This window comes from Mycobacterium simulans, from assembly GCF_900232995.1.
Taxonomy (GTDB): Bacteria; Actinomycetota; Actinomycetes; order Mycobacteriales; family Mycobacteriaceae; genus Mycobacterium; species Mycobacterium simulans.
The window spans coordinates 1,441,546-1,457,825 of record NZ_OCVX01000003.1 but is presented as its reverse complement, the minus strand read 5'-3'; the positions used below and the strand labels follow the sequence as shown (position 1 = coordinate 1,457,825).

Below are 16,280 nucleotides of genomic sequence, written 5' to 3'. Positions count from 1 at the left end.
GCAGCGCGCCGTCAGACACAATCCGATGCGCCGTCGACGACGAAGACCGCGCCGGTCGTGTAGCTGCTCTGCTCCGTGCACAAGAACGCCACCGTGGGCGCGATCTCCCCGACGGATCCGAAGCGGCGCAACGGTATATGCGCCAACTCGGCATCCACTAGTTCGGGCGCGACCTGCATGGGCGCGGTCATCGGGGTGACGATCGCACCCGGCGCCACCGCGTTGACCCGAATTCCGATGGGCGCCCATTTGGCGGCGAGATTCCTCGTGACACAGATGACCCCGGCCTTCGCGGCCCCGTAGCCGGGCACCGCCGGTACGGCTCGTAGCGCAGACATGGACGCCAGATTCACCACGCTGGCACCTCCCGCCGCTTTCGATGCCTTCAATGCCCGGCGGAGTCCAATGGTCAACCGGTACGGACCGGTGAGATTGAGAGCGACCGAAGCCTCGAACCCTTCTGGCTTGGATTCGTCGAGGCCCCCGGGAAAGGTCGCACCGGCGTTGTTCACGAGCACATCGAGTTGGGCGAAACGCTGCGCCAGTTTGTCCACTGAATCAGGCTCGGTGATGCGTAGCTGTTGATATGTCATTCCGGACAAATCGGTGTCGTAGTCTGCCGCACTGGGTTTGGTTCCGGTGATGGCGACATCGGCGCCGGCGTCCCGGAACAACGTCGCGATCGCATGTCCAATGCCGCTGGTTCCGCCGGTGATCAGCGCAGTGGTTCCGGTGAAGTCGAACCTCACCCGCGCCGTCACGGGTTGCTCGCAATCTGCTGCTCCAAATAATGCCTAAGCCAGGCGCTCTCCCAGAAGTTCTTACTTTCCGCCAAGAGATTCTCGTGGGCGTCGCGCAGCACTTGGCACGCACCCGGATGGTCCTTGTATACCAGCTCGGCGAGGTGGATGGCGTGCAGTGGGCGGCCGGCCGCGAGGTGCGCCCGCGCCCGTTCCACGAGTGCGTCTGCGCCGGCCAGTTCTACCACGTCTGCGGCGACGGCGTCGAAGGCGATCGGATAGAGCTCGGTGGTCGAGCGGTGATGGAACCATCCGGAGTAGTTCTCCCAGATGGCTCGCACATCCCAGGAGACTCTTCCATAGCCTTGTCCCACTTCGTATTCCGCGGGCAAAGTGATCTCACGCATCAGGGTCCAGACGTCCTTGCCGGCGTTCATGCCAGCGACGGTCTGATCGTGGATGTGCTGAATCGCGTTACGCAGCCGGGTCAGTTCGGCGTTGATGCGGTCCGCGCCCACGATCGGTGCGAAGTGACCGGTGACCAGGAGTTCGGGTTGCAACTCGCGCACCCGCTCAACCGACTCGATGGCCGTCAGGGCATCTCGGTATCGGTCGCCGCGAATCGTGACCAGGTTGGGTATATGTCCGAATAGCGGACCAAAGGTGTTTCCGCATAAGCAAATCCGCTCGTCGGGCAGCCATACGACCAGCGAGTCGGTGGTTTCTCCGCCGGGCGCGGAGATTAGCTCCAGGCATCGCCCACCAACGTCCAGGGTGAGGGTGTCATCGAAGTCGAGATCGACGGTGGGGACACTCTGGCCCGGCAAATGGGTGGCGCCGAGCCGGCGTTGGAAGGCCTGGATACCCGCCGCCAAGGTGTCTTTGAAGGCGAAGGCACTGCGGCTGGCTCGATACCGGATGAGACGTTCGTTGTCGTCGCGCCACAGGCGCCAGTTCGCTTGCGCAACAACGATTGTGTCGGGGTCCCGGATACTGTCCAGGCCGCCGACGTGATCCACGTGGCCTTGGGTAAAGATTATGTAGCGCACCGGCGAGGAATCAACAGCGTCGAAATTGGCGCGGTGCACCGGCCCCTCGAACCCCATGCCGGTATTGATGATCACCCGACCCTCAGCCGTGGTCAGCAGGTACGCATTCGACAGGCCCGGCGAACACCACAGTCCCGGGGCGATCCGTTCGGCCTGTTCGGCGCAAGCCGGGCGCATGGCGTCCGCGCCGGGCCGGCTTAGGTAGACCGGTTCCAACTGTTGTCTCCTTTATTCTGGCATTCGGGGCGGACGTCAAATGCATTGAAGTAGAAGTCGAACCGGTCGCGGAGTTCGTCCGCCGAGATGCCGAAGTGGCGTTGCAGGTCGTAGCGGATCCGGCCGCGCTTGCCGCGCGGATTCCCGTCGAGGTACTGCTGGAAACGTTGGCGTGCCTCCGGCGTCAGCTCCACACCGCCACGCTGGTAAAGCTGTTCCAGGAGCGCCATTTCGTTGCCGTTGAGTTGATGGAAGCTGATGTCGATGCTGTGTTCTGCCGGCACCAGATTGCGGTCGCGCACACACGCGCTCAGCAGTCGATGCACCCGGTCGCTCCAGTAGTCCAGTAGCCAGGCCGCGTCAATGCTGGTCCGGCGCAGTCGGTCTGAGTAGGCCATCATCGTGATTGCCGACTGGATGACGGCAGCTGGGTCGCGGTGCGTGAAGGCCACCGTTGCGTCGGGGAAGGTGGCCATCAGCGGGCCGAGCTGTTCACAGTGCTGGGGGCTCTTGAGGACCCAGGTCCGCGGGCCGCGCAGGAAGGTCAACGCCTGCAGCACTTTCTTCATATACGCGTAGTGTCGAGTTTGATCGAGCCCAAGGTAGAAGTCACGCCAATCCGGCACGCGCGCATGCCATTCCAAGACATAGGCGGCCAGATCCAGGTCGAGCAGTTCGACTTCTTCCTCGATCGCCTCGGGGAAGCGATCGTGCATGGCGGCCACCACCGGGGCGCTGACCATCAGCGCGTCATGTTCTTGCTTGCTGCGCGTGTAGCGGGGGTCGACTCCGAAAATGTCGGGGCCGTGGCCGCATGCGGGTATCGGCTCCTGGCTCTCCCAGTATGGAAGCGCGCGCCGGCGCGGATCGGCGGCTATCAGGTTCACCAAATGCGTGGTGCCGGATCGCGGCATCCCGACGACGATGACGGGCTTCTCGATTGGGATCGACTCGATCTCGGGATACCGCTTGACGAGTTCGGTCAACGACAATCGGTTTCGCAGCAGGCGAACCATCCGCCGGCGCAGGGTTGAGCGAGTGAGCTGGGTCAAACCTGCGTCCGCTTCGATCGCTGCGACGTGCGCGGTCATACGGTCGCCGAACCCGTCGGCGTCGTCCAAGTCGTCGACCCCGGACTGGTCGATGGCCTCGGCAAGCATCCGGTCGATGTCGAATTCGATCTGTTTGGCTTCGGTGAACCGCAGAATCTGACGCTGCACATCGGTCAGCTTGGGCGACGTCAGATCATCGAAGTCGATGGCGTCGATGGCCTCGCCGCCGGGGCCCACAGAACCCATGACACAGACGGTAGCCGCGGCCGCCAACCCGTCGTCAACCCACCTCCCCGGCAACAGCCGCGAAGATAGCTCGGTGGGGGTTTGCCATCATGGCGCAAATAGGGCGGTACCCTGCAGCGGGAACCCGTCCATCGCTTACCTCGACCGAAAGGCCGCCCCGTGCTCGTCGTCACTACCAATGACATTCCTGGTTGGGAGATCCAACGTGTATGCGGCGAAGTCTTTGGGCTCACTGTCCGATCACGAAATGCCTTCTCCCAGATTGGCGCCGGTTTCAAGTCAATGTTTGGCGGCGAGCTGCAGGGCATGACCAAGAACTTGGCCGAGAGCCGCAACGAAGCAATGGCGCGGCTAATCAATGAAGCGCGCAATAGAGGCGGTAACGCAATCATCGGAATGCGCTTCGACACGACCGAGCTTGGCGACGTGTGGACCGAGATATGCGCATACGGGACCGCGGTCCAAGCCGTGCCGGTCACCGACGCCGCGCGCTACACCGCCTCCCAGCTGGGCTACGGCGTTGCCGCACAGGCGCAGCCTCAACATCGTGGCGAAGCCGGACCAACGTAATCCTGTCAACCTACGGAGCGGTAGGTTCGGCGCGTGATAGTCGGAGCCTTCCTGGCAGAAGCCGCGTCCGTGGTCGACAACAAACTCAACGTGTCCGGCGGCGTGCTGTACAGATTTGCCGTCGAGGCTGACCGTTCGGCCCAGTTTCTGCTTGTCGTGCTGACGCAAGCCGAGACCGGCAATCCGGATCGGCGCGTTGATGTGGAGATCAGGCCTCCCACGGATGACGAGCCGCTATTCATAGAGTTCGAGTTACCGGAGGCGGCCACCACCGCCGAGGTCGGATTCGCGATCTTCAACCTCGACATCGTCCTGCCCGTCGACGGTCGGTGGGTGATTGTGGTGACGGGCGGCGCCGGAGTGATCTCGCTGCCATTGCTGGTGAGTGGCGGCTGAGCGGTTTAAGCTCGAATTGTTCAGCAAATTCCCAGGACCTATGGACACAATTGCTAGCAACAATTGTCCCCATTGACGCTTATAGTGTTTCCTGTCACAAGCCAAAACCCGCGATGTGCATCACCATCGGCGGTTCGTGGCCGGACCAAAATTCAGGCATGAGCCTTGGGGGTAAGCGGTTCGCGCCATAGGGACGCTTCCCAGTGGCGGCTTTGCTGATTTACGCTGCAGCGGTCGGGCTGACCTGCCTATCCGCCTTAACGACCCCCCGGCTTCTCAAGTGAGCCGGCCTGACAACAAGGTGGCACGATGACCAAGTTTGACTCCGTCGAGCGGGCGGTTGCTGACATAGCAGCCGGCAAAGCCGTCGTCGTCATCGACGATGAGGACCGCGAAAACGAGGGTGACCTGATTTTCGCCGCGGAGATGGCGACACCGGAGCTGGTGGCGTTCATGGTCCGCTATACGTCAGGGTACTTGTGCGTGCCGTTGGATGGCGCGGTCTGTGACCGGTTGGGTCTGTTGCCGATGTATGCGGTCAATCAGGACAAGCACGGCACCGCCTACACCGTCACCGTTGATGCCAGAAACGGTGTGGCGGCCGTCGATCTGGCCCGCATGGCGGGGCTGCAACCCGCGGGGGCGATCTGTGAGATCGTCAGCCAAAAAGACGAGGGTTCGATGGCCCAGACCGATGAGTTGCGGGTCTTTGCCGATGAGCACGGTCTGGCCATGATCACCATTGCCGACTTGATTTCATGGCGGCGCAAGCACGAAAAACATGTCGTGCGAGTCGCCGAGGCGCGCATCCCGACTCTTCACGGCGACTTTCGCGCGATCGGCTACACCAGCATCTACGAGGACGTCGAGCATGTGGCACTGGTCCGCGGCGACATCACGGACGGCAACGACGTGTTGGTGCGGGTGCACTCGGAGTGTTTGACCGGCGACGTGTTCGGGTCGCGCCGCTGCGATTGTGGGCCCCAGCTGGATGCGGCGATGGCGATGGTGGCCCGCGAGGGCCGCGGTGTGGTGCTCTACATGCGCGGTCACGAGGGCCGCGGGATTGGGCTGTTGCATAAGTTGCAGGCCTATCAGCTGCAGGATGCCGGGGATGACACCGTTGATGCCAACCTCAAGCTCGGATTGCCCGCCGATGCCCGTGACTATGGGATCGGTGCGCAGATCCTGGTCGACCTGGGGGTGCGTTCGATGCGGCTGTTGACCAACAACCCGGCCAAGCGGGTGGGCCTGGACGGGTACGGTTTGCACATCAGCGAGCGGGTTCCGCTGCCGGTGCGCGCCAACGCCGACAACATCCGCTATCTGATGACCAAACGCGACCGGATGGGCCATGAGCTCACCGGGCTGGACGAATTCCACGACACTGTTGCCTTGCCGGGTGAACTCGGGGGCGCCCTATGACCGCCGGCGACGATACAAATGGCGATGTGGGGGTACCTCCCGCTTGTGGGGGAGAGGAGCGGCGCAGATGAGCGGCGGCGCGGGTGTGCCGGCGATGCCGGTGCTGGATGCCGCGGATCTGCGGGTGGCGATCGTCGCCAGCACCTGGCACACCAAGATCTGCGACGCCCTACTCGACGGTGCCCTCAAGGTGGCCGCCGACTCGGGTGTCGGCAGCCCGACGGTGGTGCGGGTGCTAGGCGCGATCGAGATTCCGGTGGTGGTGCAGGAGTTGGCCCGCAACCATGACGCCGTGGTGGCGTTGGGCGTGGTGATCCGTGGTGAGACACCGCATTCGACTATGTGTGCGATGCGGTGACCCAGGGATTGACCAGGGTGTCGTTGGATACTTCCACGCCGGTGGGCAATGGGGTGTTGACCACCAACACCGAGGAGCAGGCACTGGACCGGGCGGGGCTGTCGACGTCGGCCGAAGACAAGGGCGCCCAAGCCACCGCGGCGGCGCTGGCCACCGCGCTTACGCTGCGTGATCTGCGCGCACGGTCTTAGTGGCTGGGCGAAAATTTGTTTCCATACGAATCACTTTCTCCCACAGGGTCTTGACGCGCCAAGAGCTGCAAAATTCGCGGTTGATGAACAGGCGATCGCGACCGATCTTCACCGTTCGCAGGAGCCCGGCGTCGGCGAGCGCATTAAGCCACGACACTGCGGTTGGTCGTGACACGTCACATCGCGTCATCACGGTGGCTATACGGCAGTATGGCTGCTCAAACAGCACGGACTGGAAGTCCGCGTCGGCACCGCCGCGGGATGCCGATCGCACTCGCTGGTTGAAGTCATCCTGCAACATGCGGATGGCGGCGATCTTGCGCATTGTGTACCGCGACGTTGCTTCGATTCCAGTCAGCACATACAGCACCCACTCCTCCCACGCCCCCTCAGCAGAGACGGCGAGAAGCAGGCGGTAGTAGTCGCTCTTGGAGTCAATGAAGTATCGCGATAGATGGAGCACGGGCAGTCTTAACAGGCCGGCATCGATAAGCATCAGCACATTGAGGATTCGGCCGGTGCGCCCATTGCCGTCAGTAAACGGATGTATCGCCTCGAACTGATAGTGGGCGGCGGCCATCCTCGCTAGTGGGTCGAGACCGTCTTCTGTGTGGACGAATCGCTCCCACTCACAGAGCTTTTCATTGATGACATCGCACCCTTCTGGGGGCTGTAGATCACCTCAGCTGTTCCGGGCCGACCGATCCTGGTGCCGGGCAGCGCGCGCACCTTCATCTCCCGCCCCATGATGATGCTGCATACGGTTGATGCAGTCGCCGTGGTAATTCCACGTTCCACGGTGTGGTCGAATCCTGCGCGTAGCGCGGTGCGGTACCGGAGAGTCTCACGTGTAGCCGGATCCGCATTGGCGTCGTCCTCTAGGTAACGAAACAGTTTGTCGGTGGTTGTGACGATGTTTTCGATCTCCGAGCTGGCCTGCGCCTCCAGGATGGGGATGGAGTTGATGAGGACCGTGGGATTCGGGATCGATACGACTGCTTGGTCAAGCTGTGCAAGGGCAGCGTTGGCGCCGATGGCGGCCTTGAGAACGCGTCGACTCTCTAGGTCATCCGCGCTCGGCGGAGGTGGCAGATCGTTGTATGGACGGTCGGGACTTCCAGGCGGCCACGATCGCGAGCAGGGCGGCACGTGTCGCGTCTTCGTAGAGGTCGATCTGGTCGAGCAGGAAGTCGTCCGGATGCCGCACTTCGATGTGGTAGGGCTCGACGGCCTCGGATGGGAAGTGTGAAAGATTCGATGTGACGATCACCTCGGCGCGTTCGCGCACGGCTGCGGCCAGGACATGGCGATCCCCCTCGTGGTTGCGCATCGCGCTTATCAGATCACGGTAGCCGGTGACTTCAGCGCCAATGAAGCTGTCCCGCATCGCCTTTAGCCGCTTGTTGGCCTGTGCCGGCGTCCTGTTGAGCTTGTTGATCAGCGTGCGCCGCGTCTCCTCGAGAATATCCTCGGACCACAGCGGCCGATAAATCCCTTCGTCGGCCAGCCGCAGCAGAAGATCGACCAGCGGGTAGGGAACGAGCACGCAAGCGTCCAACACAACCGGGAACGCCGACATTGATCGTTTAATCCCTCACTGTGCCTTCAGAATTGCCTCAATTTCGCCAGCGGCGTCTCGGGTCAACTCGTCTAGCGCTGCGCGCCGGTTGGCCCGTGTCTGCCGCTGATACTCCAGCAGAGCATCGAGGCTGACCTTGCGGTGCCGCCCAGGCTTTTCGAACGGGATACGCCCGTCTTCGAGAAGCTTCACGAGTGTTGGGCGTGAGATGTTCAACAGGTCGGCAGCCTCCTGCGTGGTGAGCTTGCGCTGGCGCGGAATGAGCGAAATGCCCTTGCCCTGCGACAGCGCTAGCACCACGTTGTAGAGCGCGTCGCGTACAGAATCGGGAAGGGTAATCGGACGGCCGTTGCCACCGCACACGGAAACCTCCGGAGAGCTGAGCGCTTCGAGCAGAGGCGCAAGACCTGCCGGTTCTTGGGGTGGTAGAACGGTCCGTTCTTCAACGGCTAAGGCTGCTGTCATAGGCACAGGCTAAAACGAAAGAAACGAAAAGTCGAGGACTGGGCAATCGGTGGGCTGAGCGGGTCAGCGCGGTACTGGCCGACTGGGGTCGGCGCATGTTATGGCGCACCCCGTGCCGAATTCCGTCCGAGGCTCGGAGCCGTCGTTAGGGGTTGCTGATATGTCCTTGTTGACCTCAGTGCTGACCCCCTGGTGTGGCCTCGGCGACGGTGCTGCCATGGCAGAAAAGCTGGCGGTGGCGGAGGGATTTGAACCCTCGGACGGTGTTAGCCGTCACACGCTTTCGAGGCGTGCTCCTTAGGCCGCTCGGACACGCCACCGCCGAGCAGCTTACCCAAAGAGCGCGCCCTCACCCCAATCGCTGCCGGGCGAAGAACTCCTCCAGCGGCGCCGCACACTCGGCGGCGAGCACGCCACCGCGCACTTCAGGGCGATGGTTGAGCCGACGATCTCGAACCACGTCCCACAGCGAGCCAACCGCGCCGGTCTTGGGTTCGAAGGCCCCGAACACCAGGCGCGCGACCCGCGCCAGCACCAGGGCACCCGCGCACATCGTGCACGGTTCCACAGTCACGGCGAGGGTGGCTCCCACAAGTCGCCACCCGTCGCCCAGCACACCCGCCGCCGCGCGCAACGCCAGGATCTCAGCGTGCGCCGTCGGATCGCCCAGCGCCTCGCGGGCGTTCACCGCCCGCGCGAGTTCGGTGCCGTCGGCGCCAATGACCACCGCGCCGATCGGCACGTCGCGGGGCCCGGCCGTCGCAGCAACCGCCAATGCGGCCCGGATCAGATCTTCGTCAGTGGTCACTGACCGCGCTTGCGATCACCGACCGAGGCGGTCGATCACCGCCGACAGTTGGTCGGCGAAGCCCATCTCCCGGGCAATGCGGCCCAGCTGCTCGTCGGCGTAGAGGTCGCTCTCGTCGAGGATGACCCCCAACACGGCTTCGGACAGCCCGATGTCGGACAGCAAGCCGAGATCGCCCTCTTCGAACGGTTCGGCATCCTCGAGATCGTCGGGATCGATTTCGGCGTCCAGATTGTCCAGCACTTCCGCGGCGATGTCGTAGTCCAGCGCGGCAGTGGCATCCGATAGCAGCAGCCGCGTCCCCGAGGGCGCCGGCCTCACGATGACGAAGAACTCGTCATCGACGTCGAGGAGCCCAAAAACGGCACCCGCGCTGCGCAGTTCACGCAGTTCGGTCTCGGCGGCCGACAAACTGGTCAGCGCTTTGGGACCCATGGCAGTACAGCGCCATCGGCCCTCCTCGCGTACGACCGCGACGCCGAAGCCGTCCGGCGTCTCCGCAGACGGGCCCTGCATGGAGGCCCGTTGTGCTCCCATGGGCGCCTACGCTAGTCGCTGACCAGGCCCCTGGCCAGCGGCGAGCGCATCCGAAAGCGCCGCGGCGGCCGAACTGTGCCAACCTTAGGACTGTGACTAGGGCGGTCGTGGCACCACCGGTGTGTGTGCTCGGGCTAGGACTCATCGGCGGTTCGATCATGCGGGCCACAGCGGCGGTCGGTCGCGAGGTTTTCGGCTACAACCGATCGGTGGAGGGCGCGCAGGGCGCCCAAGCCGAAGGATTCGACGCCAGCACCGATCTCAACAAAACGCTGGCCCGGGCCGCCGATACCGACGCGTTGATCGTGCTGGCCGTTCCGATGCCTGCCCTGCCGAACATGCTCGCCCATATCAGCGAATCGGCCCGCACCTGTCCCCTGACCGACGTCACCAGCGTGAAAAGCGCGGTGCTCGACGAAGTCAACACGGCCGGTCTGCTGCCGCGCTTTGTGGGTGGGCATCCGATGACGGGCACCGCGCACTCGGGTTGGGCCGCCGGGCACGGCGGATTGTTCAACAGGGCCCCCTGGGTGATCAGCGTGGACGACCACGTGGATCCCACGGTGTGGTCGATGGTGATGGACTTGGCGCTGGACTGCGGGGCGGTGGTCGTGCCGGCCAAATCCGACGAGCACGACGCCGCCGCGGCAGCCATCTCACACCTGCCGCATCTGCTCGCCGAGGCGTTGGCAATCACCGCCGCGGAGGTGCCGCTGGCCTTCGCGCTGGCCGCGGGGTCGTTCCGGGACGCCACCCGAGTCGCAGGCACCGCCCCCGATCTGGTCCGGGCCATGTGCGAAGCCAACTCCGGCCAACTGCTGCCGGCGGCCGACCGAGTAATCGATCTGCTGAGCCACGCCCGCGATTCACTGGCGAACCACGGCTCGGTGGCCGATCTGGTCGACGAGGGCCACGCTGCGCGCACGCGCTACGAGAGCTTCCCGCGCTCCGACATCGTCACTGTCGCCATCGGCGCGCCAGACTGGCGCGCCGATGGCGACAGTGACGATGTCGGGGGTGATCAGATCCGCTCTGCCAAGCCTGGATACTCCACGATGAACCCATCGGAGTCGACGGTCACCGTCGTATCGGCGACCGGGGAACGCAACTTGATCCCGTCGACACGTCCTTCGCTGGCATAGCTGACGGTGTCCGCGATAACCGACATCTCGGGCACATTCACGTAGACCACCGGCAGCGTGATCGACTCCGCTCGCTCGTGTAAACCGAGACGACGGATCGGCAGTGCGTTGAAGAACGGGCTGAACACCACGTCAATGTCCAGCGCGCCGTTGTATCCGGCACGCCTTTCACCCTGGTGGTCGGTGACCAACCACATGTTCTCCTCGTCGCGGGCGATCGCAAGCTGGCGTTCCCGCTCGGCGAGCGTCACGGTCAACCCGAACCGCTTGGTGGCACCGGACTCATCGGTCTGAACTTCATAGAAGGCGCCAAACGCCGGGTTGGTTGCGGTGGCCGCGGCAACAATGCGACCAGTGGCCCTGATTCGCTTGCCGGACAACTGGATTCGTACCGATTCCATGCGCGAGATGTCCTGTGCGCGCCATGTCAACATCGCCGGCCACTTGCGCGGAGTCGGATCAGGGGAGGCTGCGTTCACACATCTACCGTAGGACGTGTCCACCAACGGCGGCACGTTTGGCGCTAACTGTGGCGTCAATTCTTGATCCGGTCTCCGATTTGGCTCGGTCGCCGGGCCTGCTGAGCCGCCCGGTCCCCGGTGCCGACGCCCACACCGCCAATGCCAGCAGACCGTCGAGAATCAGGGCCAGCGCGGCCACCATCAGCGCGCCGACCAGGGCAATGTGGAATTGACGCTCCTTGATCCCGTCGATCAGGTAGCGGCCCAGACCACCAAGACTGGCGTAGGCGGCCACCGTCGCGGTCGCAACCACCTGCAGCGTCGCGCTGCGCAGTCCGCCCACCATCAACGGCAACGCGTTGGGTATCTCGACCCGCAGCAGCACCTGGCACTCGGTCATGCCCATCGCGCGGGCGGCATCGACGACGGTCGGATCGACATTGGCAACGCCGGCGTAGGCGCCGGCCAGCAGCGGTGGGATGCCCAGCAGCATCAGGGCCACGATCGGCGGTCCCATGCCCAACCCGTACATGAGAACCCCCAACAGCAGCACGCCCAGCGTCGGCAGCGCGCGCAATCCGTTGACAGCGCTCACCACCACCAGCTGGCCCCGGCCGGTGTGGCCGATGAGCAGCCCTATCGGGACGGCGATCACCGCCGAAGCGCCCACTGCCAACATGGTGTATTCCAGGTGCTCCAAGGTGCGGGCCGCCAGGCCGGCTGGGCCGGCCCAGTTGCTCGCCGTGAAGAGGTAGGACAGCGCATGTTCGATGAAGTTCATCGCGCACCGCCCGCTATCGGAGCCGGGACCTGGCGGCGCCGACGGGCTGGACGTGCGGCGCGCTCCCACGGCGTGGCCAGCCAGCCGCCCAAGACGATCAGCGCGTCGATGACAACCGCCAACAGGAACATGACGATGATGCCCGCCACGATCTGCTCGCTCTTGTTCGTCTGGTAGCCCGCGGTGAACCAAGTACCCAGGCCGCCGACGCCGATCACCGAACCCACCGAAACCATCGCGATGTTGGTCACCACAACCACACGCAATCCCGCCACCAAGACCGGGATCGCCAGCGGCAGTTCGACTTTCAACATCCGGGAGATCGACCCATAGCCGACCGCAATGGCCGCGTCACGCAGCTGCTGCGGCACCGCATCCAGCGCCTCCAGCACCGACCGCACTAGCAGCGCGGTGGTGTAAGCCGTCAGCGCGATCATGACGTTGGCCTCGTCGAGGATCCGGGTCCTGATGATTAACGGCAGTACCACGAACAGCGCGAGCGACGGGATGGTGAACACGATGCTGGCGGCGGCCGTCGTGAACCGACGAAGCATCGGCTCACGCTGCACCAGCAGGCCCAGCGGCACCGAGATCGCCAGCCCGATCAGCACCGGGACCAGGGCCAACCGCAGATGGACCACGGTCAGCGCCCATGCGGAGCCGAGGTGCGTCATCAGATAGTGCACGTGTCACTCCCGCCGTCGGGATTCCACGGCAGCCAGCACGTCGGCCGCCAGTATTCCACCGATGACCTTGCCGCCACGATCGACGGCAACGCCAACCGCCGACGGCGACGACAGCGCCGCATCCAGTGCCTGGCTGAGGTTTCCGTTCGGGCGGAACACCGAACCGACGACGACGATGCTCTCCGACAGCGCCGCGCCGCCGCGGTGGCTCTGCAGACCTTTGGCGTCAATCCAGCCCATGGGCGCACCCTCGTCGTCGATCACCAGCGCCCAACCGTCGCGAAGTCGAGTGTCCCCGAGGCTGTTCAGGGAAATTCGCTCGATGTCGTGTACTGGCAACCCGGCCGCGTCAACGAGTTGTAGCCATCGATAGCCGCGGCCGAGACCGATGAACTTGGATACGAACTCATTGGCTGGCCGCGTCAGCAGTCGGGCGGGTTCATCGCACTGTTGCAGGCGGCCGCCCGGGGCAAACACCGCCACCAGATCGGCCAGCATGAACGCTTCGTCGATGTCGTGCGTGACGAAAACGATGGTTTTATGCAATTCGCTTTGCAGACGCAGTATTTCGTTTTGCAGCTCATGACGAACCACCGGATCGACCGCCGAGAACGGCTCGTCCATCAACAGGATCGGCGGATCGGCCGCGAGAGCGCGCGCGACGCCCCCGCGTTGTTGTTCACCGCCGGAAAGCTGCGATGGGTAGCGGGTGGCGACCCTGGGATCCAGCCCGACGCGCTCGAGCACCTCATGGGCGGCCTTGCGGGCAGCCCGGCGAGATTGCCCTCGTAGCACCGGCACCGTGGCGACGTTGTCGATGGCCCGTTGGTGGGGCATCAGCCCCGCGTTCTGGATAACGTAACCGATTCCTAGGCGCAGCTTCACCGGGTTGACGGTCGATACGTCGGTTCCGTCGACAGTGACTGTGCCGGAGGTAGGTTCGACCATCCGGTTGATCATCCGCAGCGCGGTCGTTTTGCCGCAGCCGGAGGGTCCAACAAAGACCGTCAGCATGCCGTTAGGGACGGCCAGACTCAACTGGTCCACGGCGGTGGTGCCGTCGCCGTACACCTTGGTGACTTTGTCGAAGCTGATCAACCTGGTTCCTATTGCTGGATCGGGTGATCGAAGCCGTTGTCCCGCACCCATTTTCGTGCTGCCTGGTCGGGATCAACTCCTGCGTTACCCTGTACCGCTGCGTTGAGTTCGGCCAGTCCGGCGGTGGTGAGCTTTGCCGATACCGCATCCAATACGTCTTTAAGACGATCCGACTTCTTCTGCGAGTTCACCAGCGGCACAATGTTACCCGCTAGGAAATTGTGCTCTGGATCCTCGAGCACCACCAACCGGTTCTGCGGGATTGCCGCTGAGGTGCTGAAGATATTGGCGGCAGTGACCGTTCCGTCCACCAGCGCCCGCACCGTAACGGCACCGCCGCCGTCGTTGATGGTGACGAAGTTACCCGGGCGGACATCAAGTCCGTACTTCTGTCGCAGCCCGGGCAAGCCGGACGGACGGGTCTGAAACGCCGACGGCGCTGCGAACCGCACATCCGCAGAATGGGCCGCCAGGTCGGCGATCGTTTTGAGGTTCCACATAGTGGCAGTCGCGTTGGTGACGGTGACGGTATCGGTGTCCGAAGCCGGCGACGGCGTCAGGATCGACAGGTCGCCGGGCAGGCGCTTGTAAAGCTCCAGCTCGACCGCGTCCAGCAAGGTCACCTTGGAGTCGGGTTGGAAGTACAGCAGCAGGTTGCCGATGTACTCCGGAACCAGGTCGATGGAATGGTCCTTGAGCGCTGGGATATACGTCTCGCGGCTTCCGATGCCCATCCGCCGTCCGACGTCAAAACCGTTGGTCTGCAAGGCTTGTGCGTAAATCTCGGCAACGATCTGCGATTCGGGGAAGTCACCGGATCCGACCACGATTGATTTCAGGTTCCCCGTCGCCGACCCAAGCGGATCGGAACTGCCGCAGGCTGCAACCAAGCCAACCGCCGCGAGCCACACAGCCGCGGCGAGTGCCGCGCGTCGCAGCATCCCCATGCCGTTGACAGTATCGCCAGAAAGGTCGAGCCGCCGCGGCGGCTTCCCGCGTGGTTAGGTTTCATTCCGTGCAGGAAGGGGCCAAGATGGCACTATGACCAGCAGCACGCCTTCCGGCTCTCCTGATCAGCGCCCGGCGCCCCGACCGCGACCGCCCACCAAGGACCCCGCATCCAAGTTCACCCGCGCTGGCGCTCTGTGGTCGGCCTTGATCGCCGGCTTCCTGATCCTCATCCTGCTGCTGATCTTTATCGCACAGAACACCGCGTCTACACCGTTCGCCTTCTTCGGCTGGCGCTGGAGCCTGCCGCTGGGCGTGGCCATCCTGCTGGCGGCGGTCGGCGGCGGATTGTTGACCGTGGCGGTCGGCACCGCACGCATTGTCCAGCTGCGGCGCGCGGCCAGGAAGAGCCACGCGGCCTCACGTCCGTAGTCGCGCACTAAAGCCTGGCGATCTCGCCCAGCCCACGCGAGATCAACGGCGCCACAACCTCGGGCGCGTCATACGCGTCGTCCTTCCCGTCGGCGTGCAGTGACATGCGGCGACGGAAATCGATACCGGCGGCGATGATGGCGAGCTTGAAGTACGCCAGCGCCATGTAGAACTCCCAATGTCCGAGCGGCTGCCCGGAGACCAGCGAGTAGCGATCCGCCAACTCGTCGGCGTTGGGCAACACCGGCGACGTCCAGGCAGCCTGCGCATTGACGATCAGGTCCAGCGCGGGGTCGCGGTAGACACACATCAACGCCGCGTCGGACAGCGGGTCACCCAGTGTCGAGAGCTCCCAGTCCACGACCGCACGAATCTGGGTCGGGTCGTCAGCGTCCAGGATGGTGTTGTCGATGCGGTAGTCGCCGTGCACGATCGAAGTGCGGCTCTGCTGCGGAATGGCTTGTTGCAGAGCCGAATGCAGCTTCGCGACGTCATCATCGCGGTGATCGTCGGGAAGCCGCACCAGCTCCCATTGCGAGCCCCATCGGCGCACCTGGCGTTCCAGGTAGCCGCTGGGTTTGCCGAAATCGCTGAGCCCGACGGCATTCGGGTCGATGCTGTGCAAGTCGACCAGGGTCCGAATCAACGCATCGACGCAGCCGTCGATCGCCGACCGGCTGAAGGCTTCGAGTTGGGCACGGCGGCGCACCACCTGCCCGGCAACGAATTCGACGATCTGGAACGGCGCGCCCAGCACCGCGTCGTCCTCGCACAGGGCGATCGTGCCCGCGACGGGAACCGGGGTGTCTTGCAGCGCGTCGACCACCCGGTACTCGCGGGCCATATCGTGCGCCGACGGGGTCAGCCCGTGCAACGGTGGACGACGCACCAGCCAGCTCGTCGTGTCGTCGTAGACCCGGAAGGTCAGATTCGAACGGCCGCCAGAGATGAACTCGCCGCGCAACTCACCTTCGCGTTCGATGCCGAGCGATCGCATATACGCATCCAGCGACGCCAGGTCCAGCCCGTCGAGTCGGTCAACGGAAGTCACCGGACTTGTTTACCACCGCCGGTCGCTGAGCTACCGCTCAGGCTCGGGT

At 64.1% G+C, this 16,280-nt stretch carries 19 protein-coding genes, 1 tRNA gene and 2 pseudogenes; 6 read left to right on the top strand and 16 right to left on the bottom strand.

The window, feature by feature from the left end; genetic code table 11:
- Positions 1-11 precede the first annotated feature (11 nt).
- From MSIMFI_RS07355 to MSIMFI_RS07345, 3 genes are read right to left on the bottom strand one after another with little or no spacing between them, the layout of a single operon-like run.
- Positions 12-761, bottom strand: coding sequence for an SDR family NAD(P)-dependent oxidoreductase (locus tag MSIMFI_RS07355; RefSeq protein ID WP_191496714.1), 750 nt, complete (start codon positions 759-761; stop codon positions 12-14).
- Positions 758-1,966 (bottom strand): MBL fold metallo-hydrolase, encoded by a 1,209-nt coding sequence (locus MSIMFI_RS07350; protein ID WP_191498066.1) that lies wholly within the window; start codon positions 1,964-1,966, stop codon positions 758-760. Before MSIMFI_RS07350 ends, MSIMFI_RS07355 begins: the two co-directional genes overlap by 4 nt.
- 20 nt (positions 1,967-1,986) lie before the next feature.
- Positions 1,987-3,303 carry a sulfotransferase family protein gene (locus tag MSIMFI_RS07345; RefSeq protein WP_191496713.1) on the bottom strand — a complete coding sequence of 439 codons (1,317 nt, stop codon included), beginning with the start codon at positions 3,301-3,303 and terminating at the stop codon, positions 1,987-1,989.
- A 159-nt stretch (positions 3,304-3,462) separates the two neighbouring features.
- Between MSIMFI_RS07345 and MSIMFI_RS07340 the strand changes: the two genes are divergently transcribed.
- From MSIMFI_RS07340 to ribH, 4 genes and pseudogenes are all read left to right on the top strand, one after another.
- Complete coding sequence (locus MSIMFI_RS07340) at positions 3,463-3,873, top strand: YbjQ family protein (protein ID WP_186245251.1); 411 nt, start codon at positions 3,463-3,465, stop codon at positions 3,871-3,873.
- Between the two features lie 33 nt (positions 3,874-3,906).
- The gene (locus MSIMFI_RS07335; RefSeq protein ID WP_191496712.1) at positions 3,907-4,269 is read left to right on the top strand and encodes a hypothetical protein; all 363 of its coding nucleotides are present in this window, start codon (positions 3,907-3,909) and stop codon (positions 4,267-4,269) included.
- A 309-nt stretch (positions 4,270-4,578) separates the two neighbouring features.
- Positions 4,579-5,694, top strand: a complete 1,116-nt coding sequence (ribA, locus tag MSIMFI_RS07330; RefSeq protein ID WP_191496711.1) for a GTP cyclohydrolase II — start codon at positions 4,579-4,581, stop codon at positions 5,692-5,694.
- Between the two features lie 67 nt (positions 5,695-5,761).
- Positions 5,762-6,243, top strand: a pseudogene (ribH, locus tag MSIMFI_RS07325) (6,7-dimethyl-8-ribityllumazine synthase).
- On the opposite strand, the gene MSIMFI_RS27905 reads toward ribH, so the two are convergent.
- The 7 genes from MSIMFI_RS27905 to MSIMFI_RS07295 form a co-directional block, all read right to left on the bottom strand.
- Positions 6,212-6,892, bottom strand: coding sequence for a Fic family protein (locus MSIMFI_RS27905; protein ID WP_224770240.1), 681 nt, complete (start codon positions 6,890-6,892; stop codon positions 6,212-6,214). The pseudogene ribH and the gene MSIMFI_RS27905 overlap by 32 nt on opposite strands.
- Positions 6,829-7,392 carry a Fic/DOC family N-terminal domain-containing protein gene (locus MSIMFI_RS27900; protein WP_224770108.1) on the bottom strand — a complete coding sequence of 188 codons (564 nt, stop codon included), beginning with the start codon at positions 7,390-7,392 and terminating at the stop codon, positions 6,829-6,831. The genes MSIMFI_RS27905 and MSIMFI_RS27900 overlap by 64 nt, the downstream gene beginning before the upstream one ends.
- Positions 7,310-7,822, bottom strand: a complete 513-nt coding sequence (locus MSIMFI_RS07315; RefSeq protein WP_191496710.1) for a PIN domain-containing protein — start codon at positions 7,820-7,822, stop codon at positions 7,310-7,312. Before MSIMFI_RS07315 ends, MSIMFI_RS27900 begins: the two co-directional genes overlap by 83 nt.
- Before the next feature lie 15 nt (positions 7,823-7,837).
- Complete coding sequence (locus MSIMFI_RS07310; protein WP_191496709.1) at positions 7,838-8,287, bottom strand: helix-turn-helix domain-containing protein; 450 nt, start codon at positions 8,285-8,287, stop codon at positions 7,838-7,840.
- Positions 8,288-8,517: 230 nt separating this feature from the next.
- Positions 8,518-8,607: transfer RNA gene (locus MSIMFI_RS07305), tRNA-Ser, on the bottom strand.
- A 29-nt stretch (positions 8,608-8,636) separates the two neighbouring features.
- Positions 8,637-9,095, bottom strand: a complete 459-nt coding sequence (locus MSIMFI_RS07300) for a nucleoside deaminase (RefSeq protein ID WP_191496708.1) — start codon at positions 9,093-9,095, stop codon at positions 8,637-8,639.
- Between the two features lie 15 nt (positions 9,096-9,110).
- The gene (locus tag MSIMFI_RS07295; protein ID WP_191496707.1) at positions 9,111-9,632 is read right to left on the bottom strand and encodes a tRNA adenosine deaminase-associated protein; all 522 of its coding nucleotides are present in this window, start codon (positions 9,630-9,632) and stop codon (positions 9,111-9,113) included.
- A gap of 119 nt (positions 9,633-9,751) precedes the next feature.
- On the opposite strand from MSIMFI_RS07295, the pseudogene MSIMFI_RS07290 reads away from it, so the two are divergent.
- Positions 9,752-10,691, top strand: a pseudogene (locus MSIMFI_RS07290) (prephenate dehydrogenase).
- Here the strand turns inward: MSIMFI_RS07290 and MSIMFI_RS07285 are convergent.
- From MSIMFI_RS07285 to MSIMFI_RS07265, 5 genes are read right to left on the bottom strand one after another with little or no spacing between them, the layout of a single operon-like run.
- Entirely contained in the window at positions 10,654-11,253 is a 600-nt protein-coding gene (locus MSIMFI_RS07285; RefSeq protein WP_191496706.1) for a putative glycolipid-binding domain-containing protein, read from the bottom strand. The pseudogene MSIMFI_RS07290 and the gene MSIMFI_RS07285 overlap by 38 nt on opposite strands.
- Before the next feature lie 4 nt (positions 11,254-11,257).
- Positions 11,258-12,016, bottom strand: coding sequence for an ABC transporter permease (locus MSIMFI_RS07280; protein ID WP_191496705.1), 759 nt, complete (start codon positions 12,014-12,016; stop codon positions 11,258-11,260).
- Entirely contained in the window at positions 12,013-12,702 is a 690-nt protein-coding gene (locus MSIMFI_RS07275) for an ABC transporter permease (protein WP_191496704.1), read from the bottom strand. The genes MSIMFI_RS07280 and MSIMFI_RS07275 overlap by 4 nt, the downstream gene beginning before the upstream one ends.
- 3 nt (positions 12,703-12,705) lie before the next feature.
- On the bottom strand, positions 12,706-13,800 hold the full coding sequence (locus MSIMFI_RS07270; RefSeq protein ID WP_191496703.1) for an ABC transporter ATP-binding protein: 1,095 nt from the start codon (positions 13,798-13,800) through the stop codon (positions 12,706-12,708).
- A gap of 8 nt (positions 13,801-13,808) precedes the next feature.
- The gene (locus tag MSIMFI_RS07265) at positions 13,809-14,747 is read right to left on the bottom strand and encodes an ABC transporter substrate-binding protein (RefSeq protein WP_191496702.1); all 939 of its coding nucleotides are present in this window, start codon (positions 14,745-14,747) and stop codon (positions 13,809-13,811) included.
- A 94-nt stretch (positions 14,748-14,841) separates the two neighbouring features.
- On the opposite strand from MSIMFI_RS07265, the gene MSIMFI_RS07260 reads away from it, so the two are divergent.
- Complete coding sequence (locus tag MSIMFI_RS07260; protein WP_186245266.1) at positions 14,842-15,180, top strand: LapA family protein; 339 nt, start codon at positions 14,842-14,844, stop codon at positions 15,178-15,180.
- 7 nt (positions 15,181-15,187) lie between these two features.
- Here the strand turns inward: MSIMFI_RS07260 and MSIMFI_RS07255 are convergent, their stop codons facing one another.
- Positions 15,188-16,231, bottom strand: a complete 1,044-nt coding sequence (locus MSIMFI_RS07255; protein WP_191496701.1) for a phosphotransferase family protein — start codon at positions 16,229-16,231, stop codon at positions 15,188-15,190.
- Positions 16,232-16,280 lie beyond the last annotated feature (49 nt).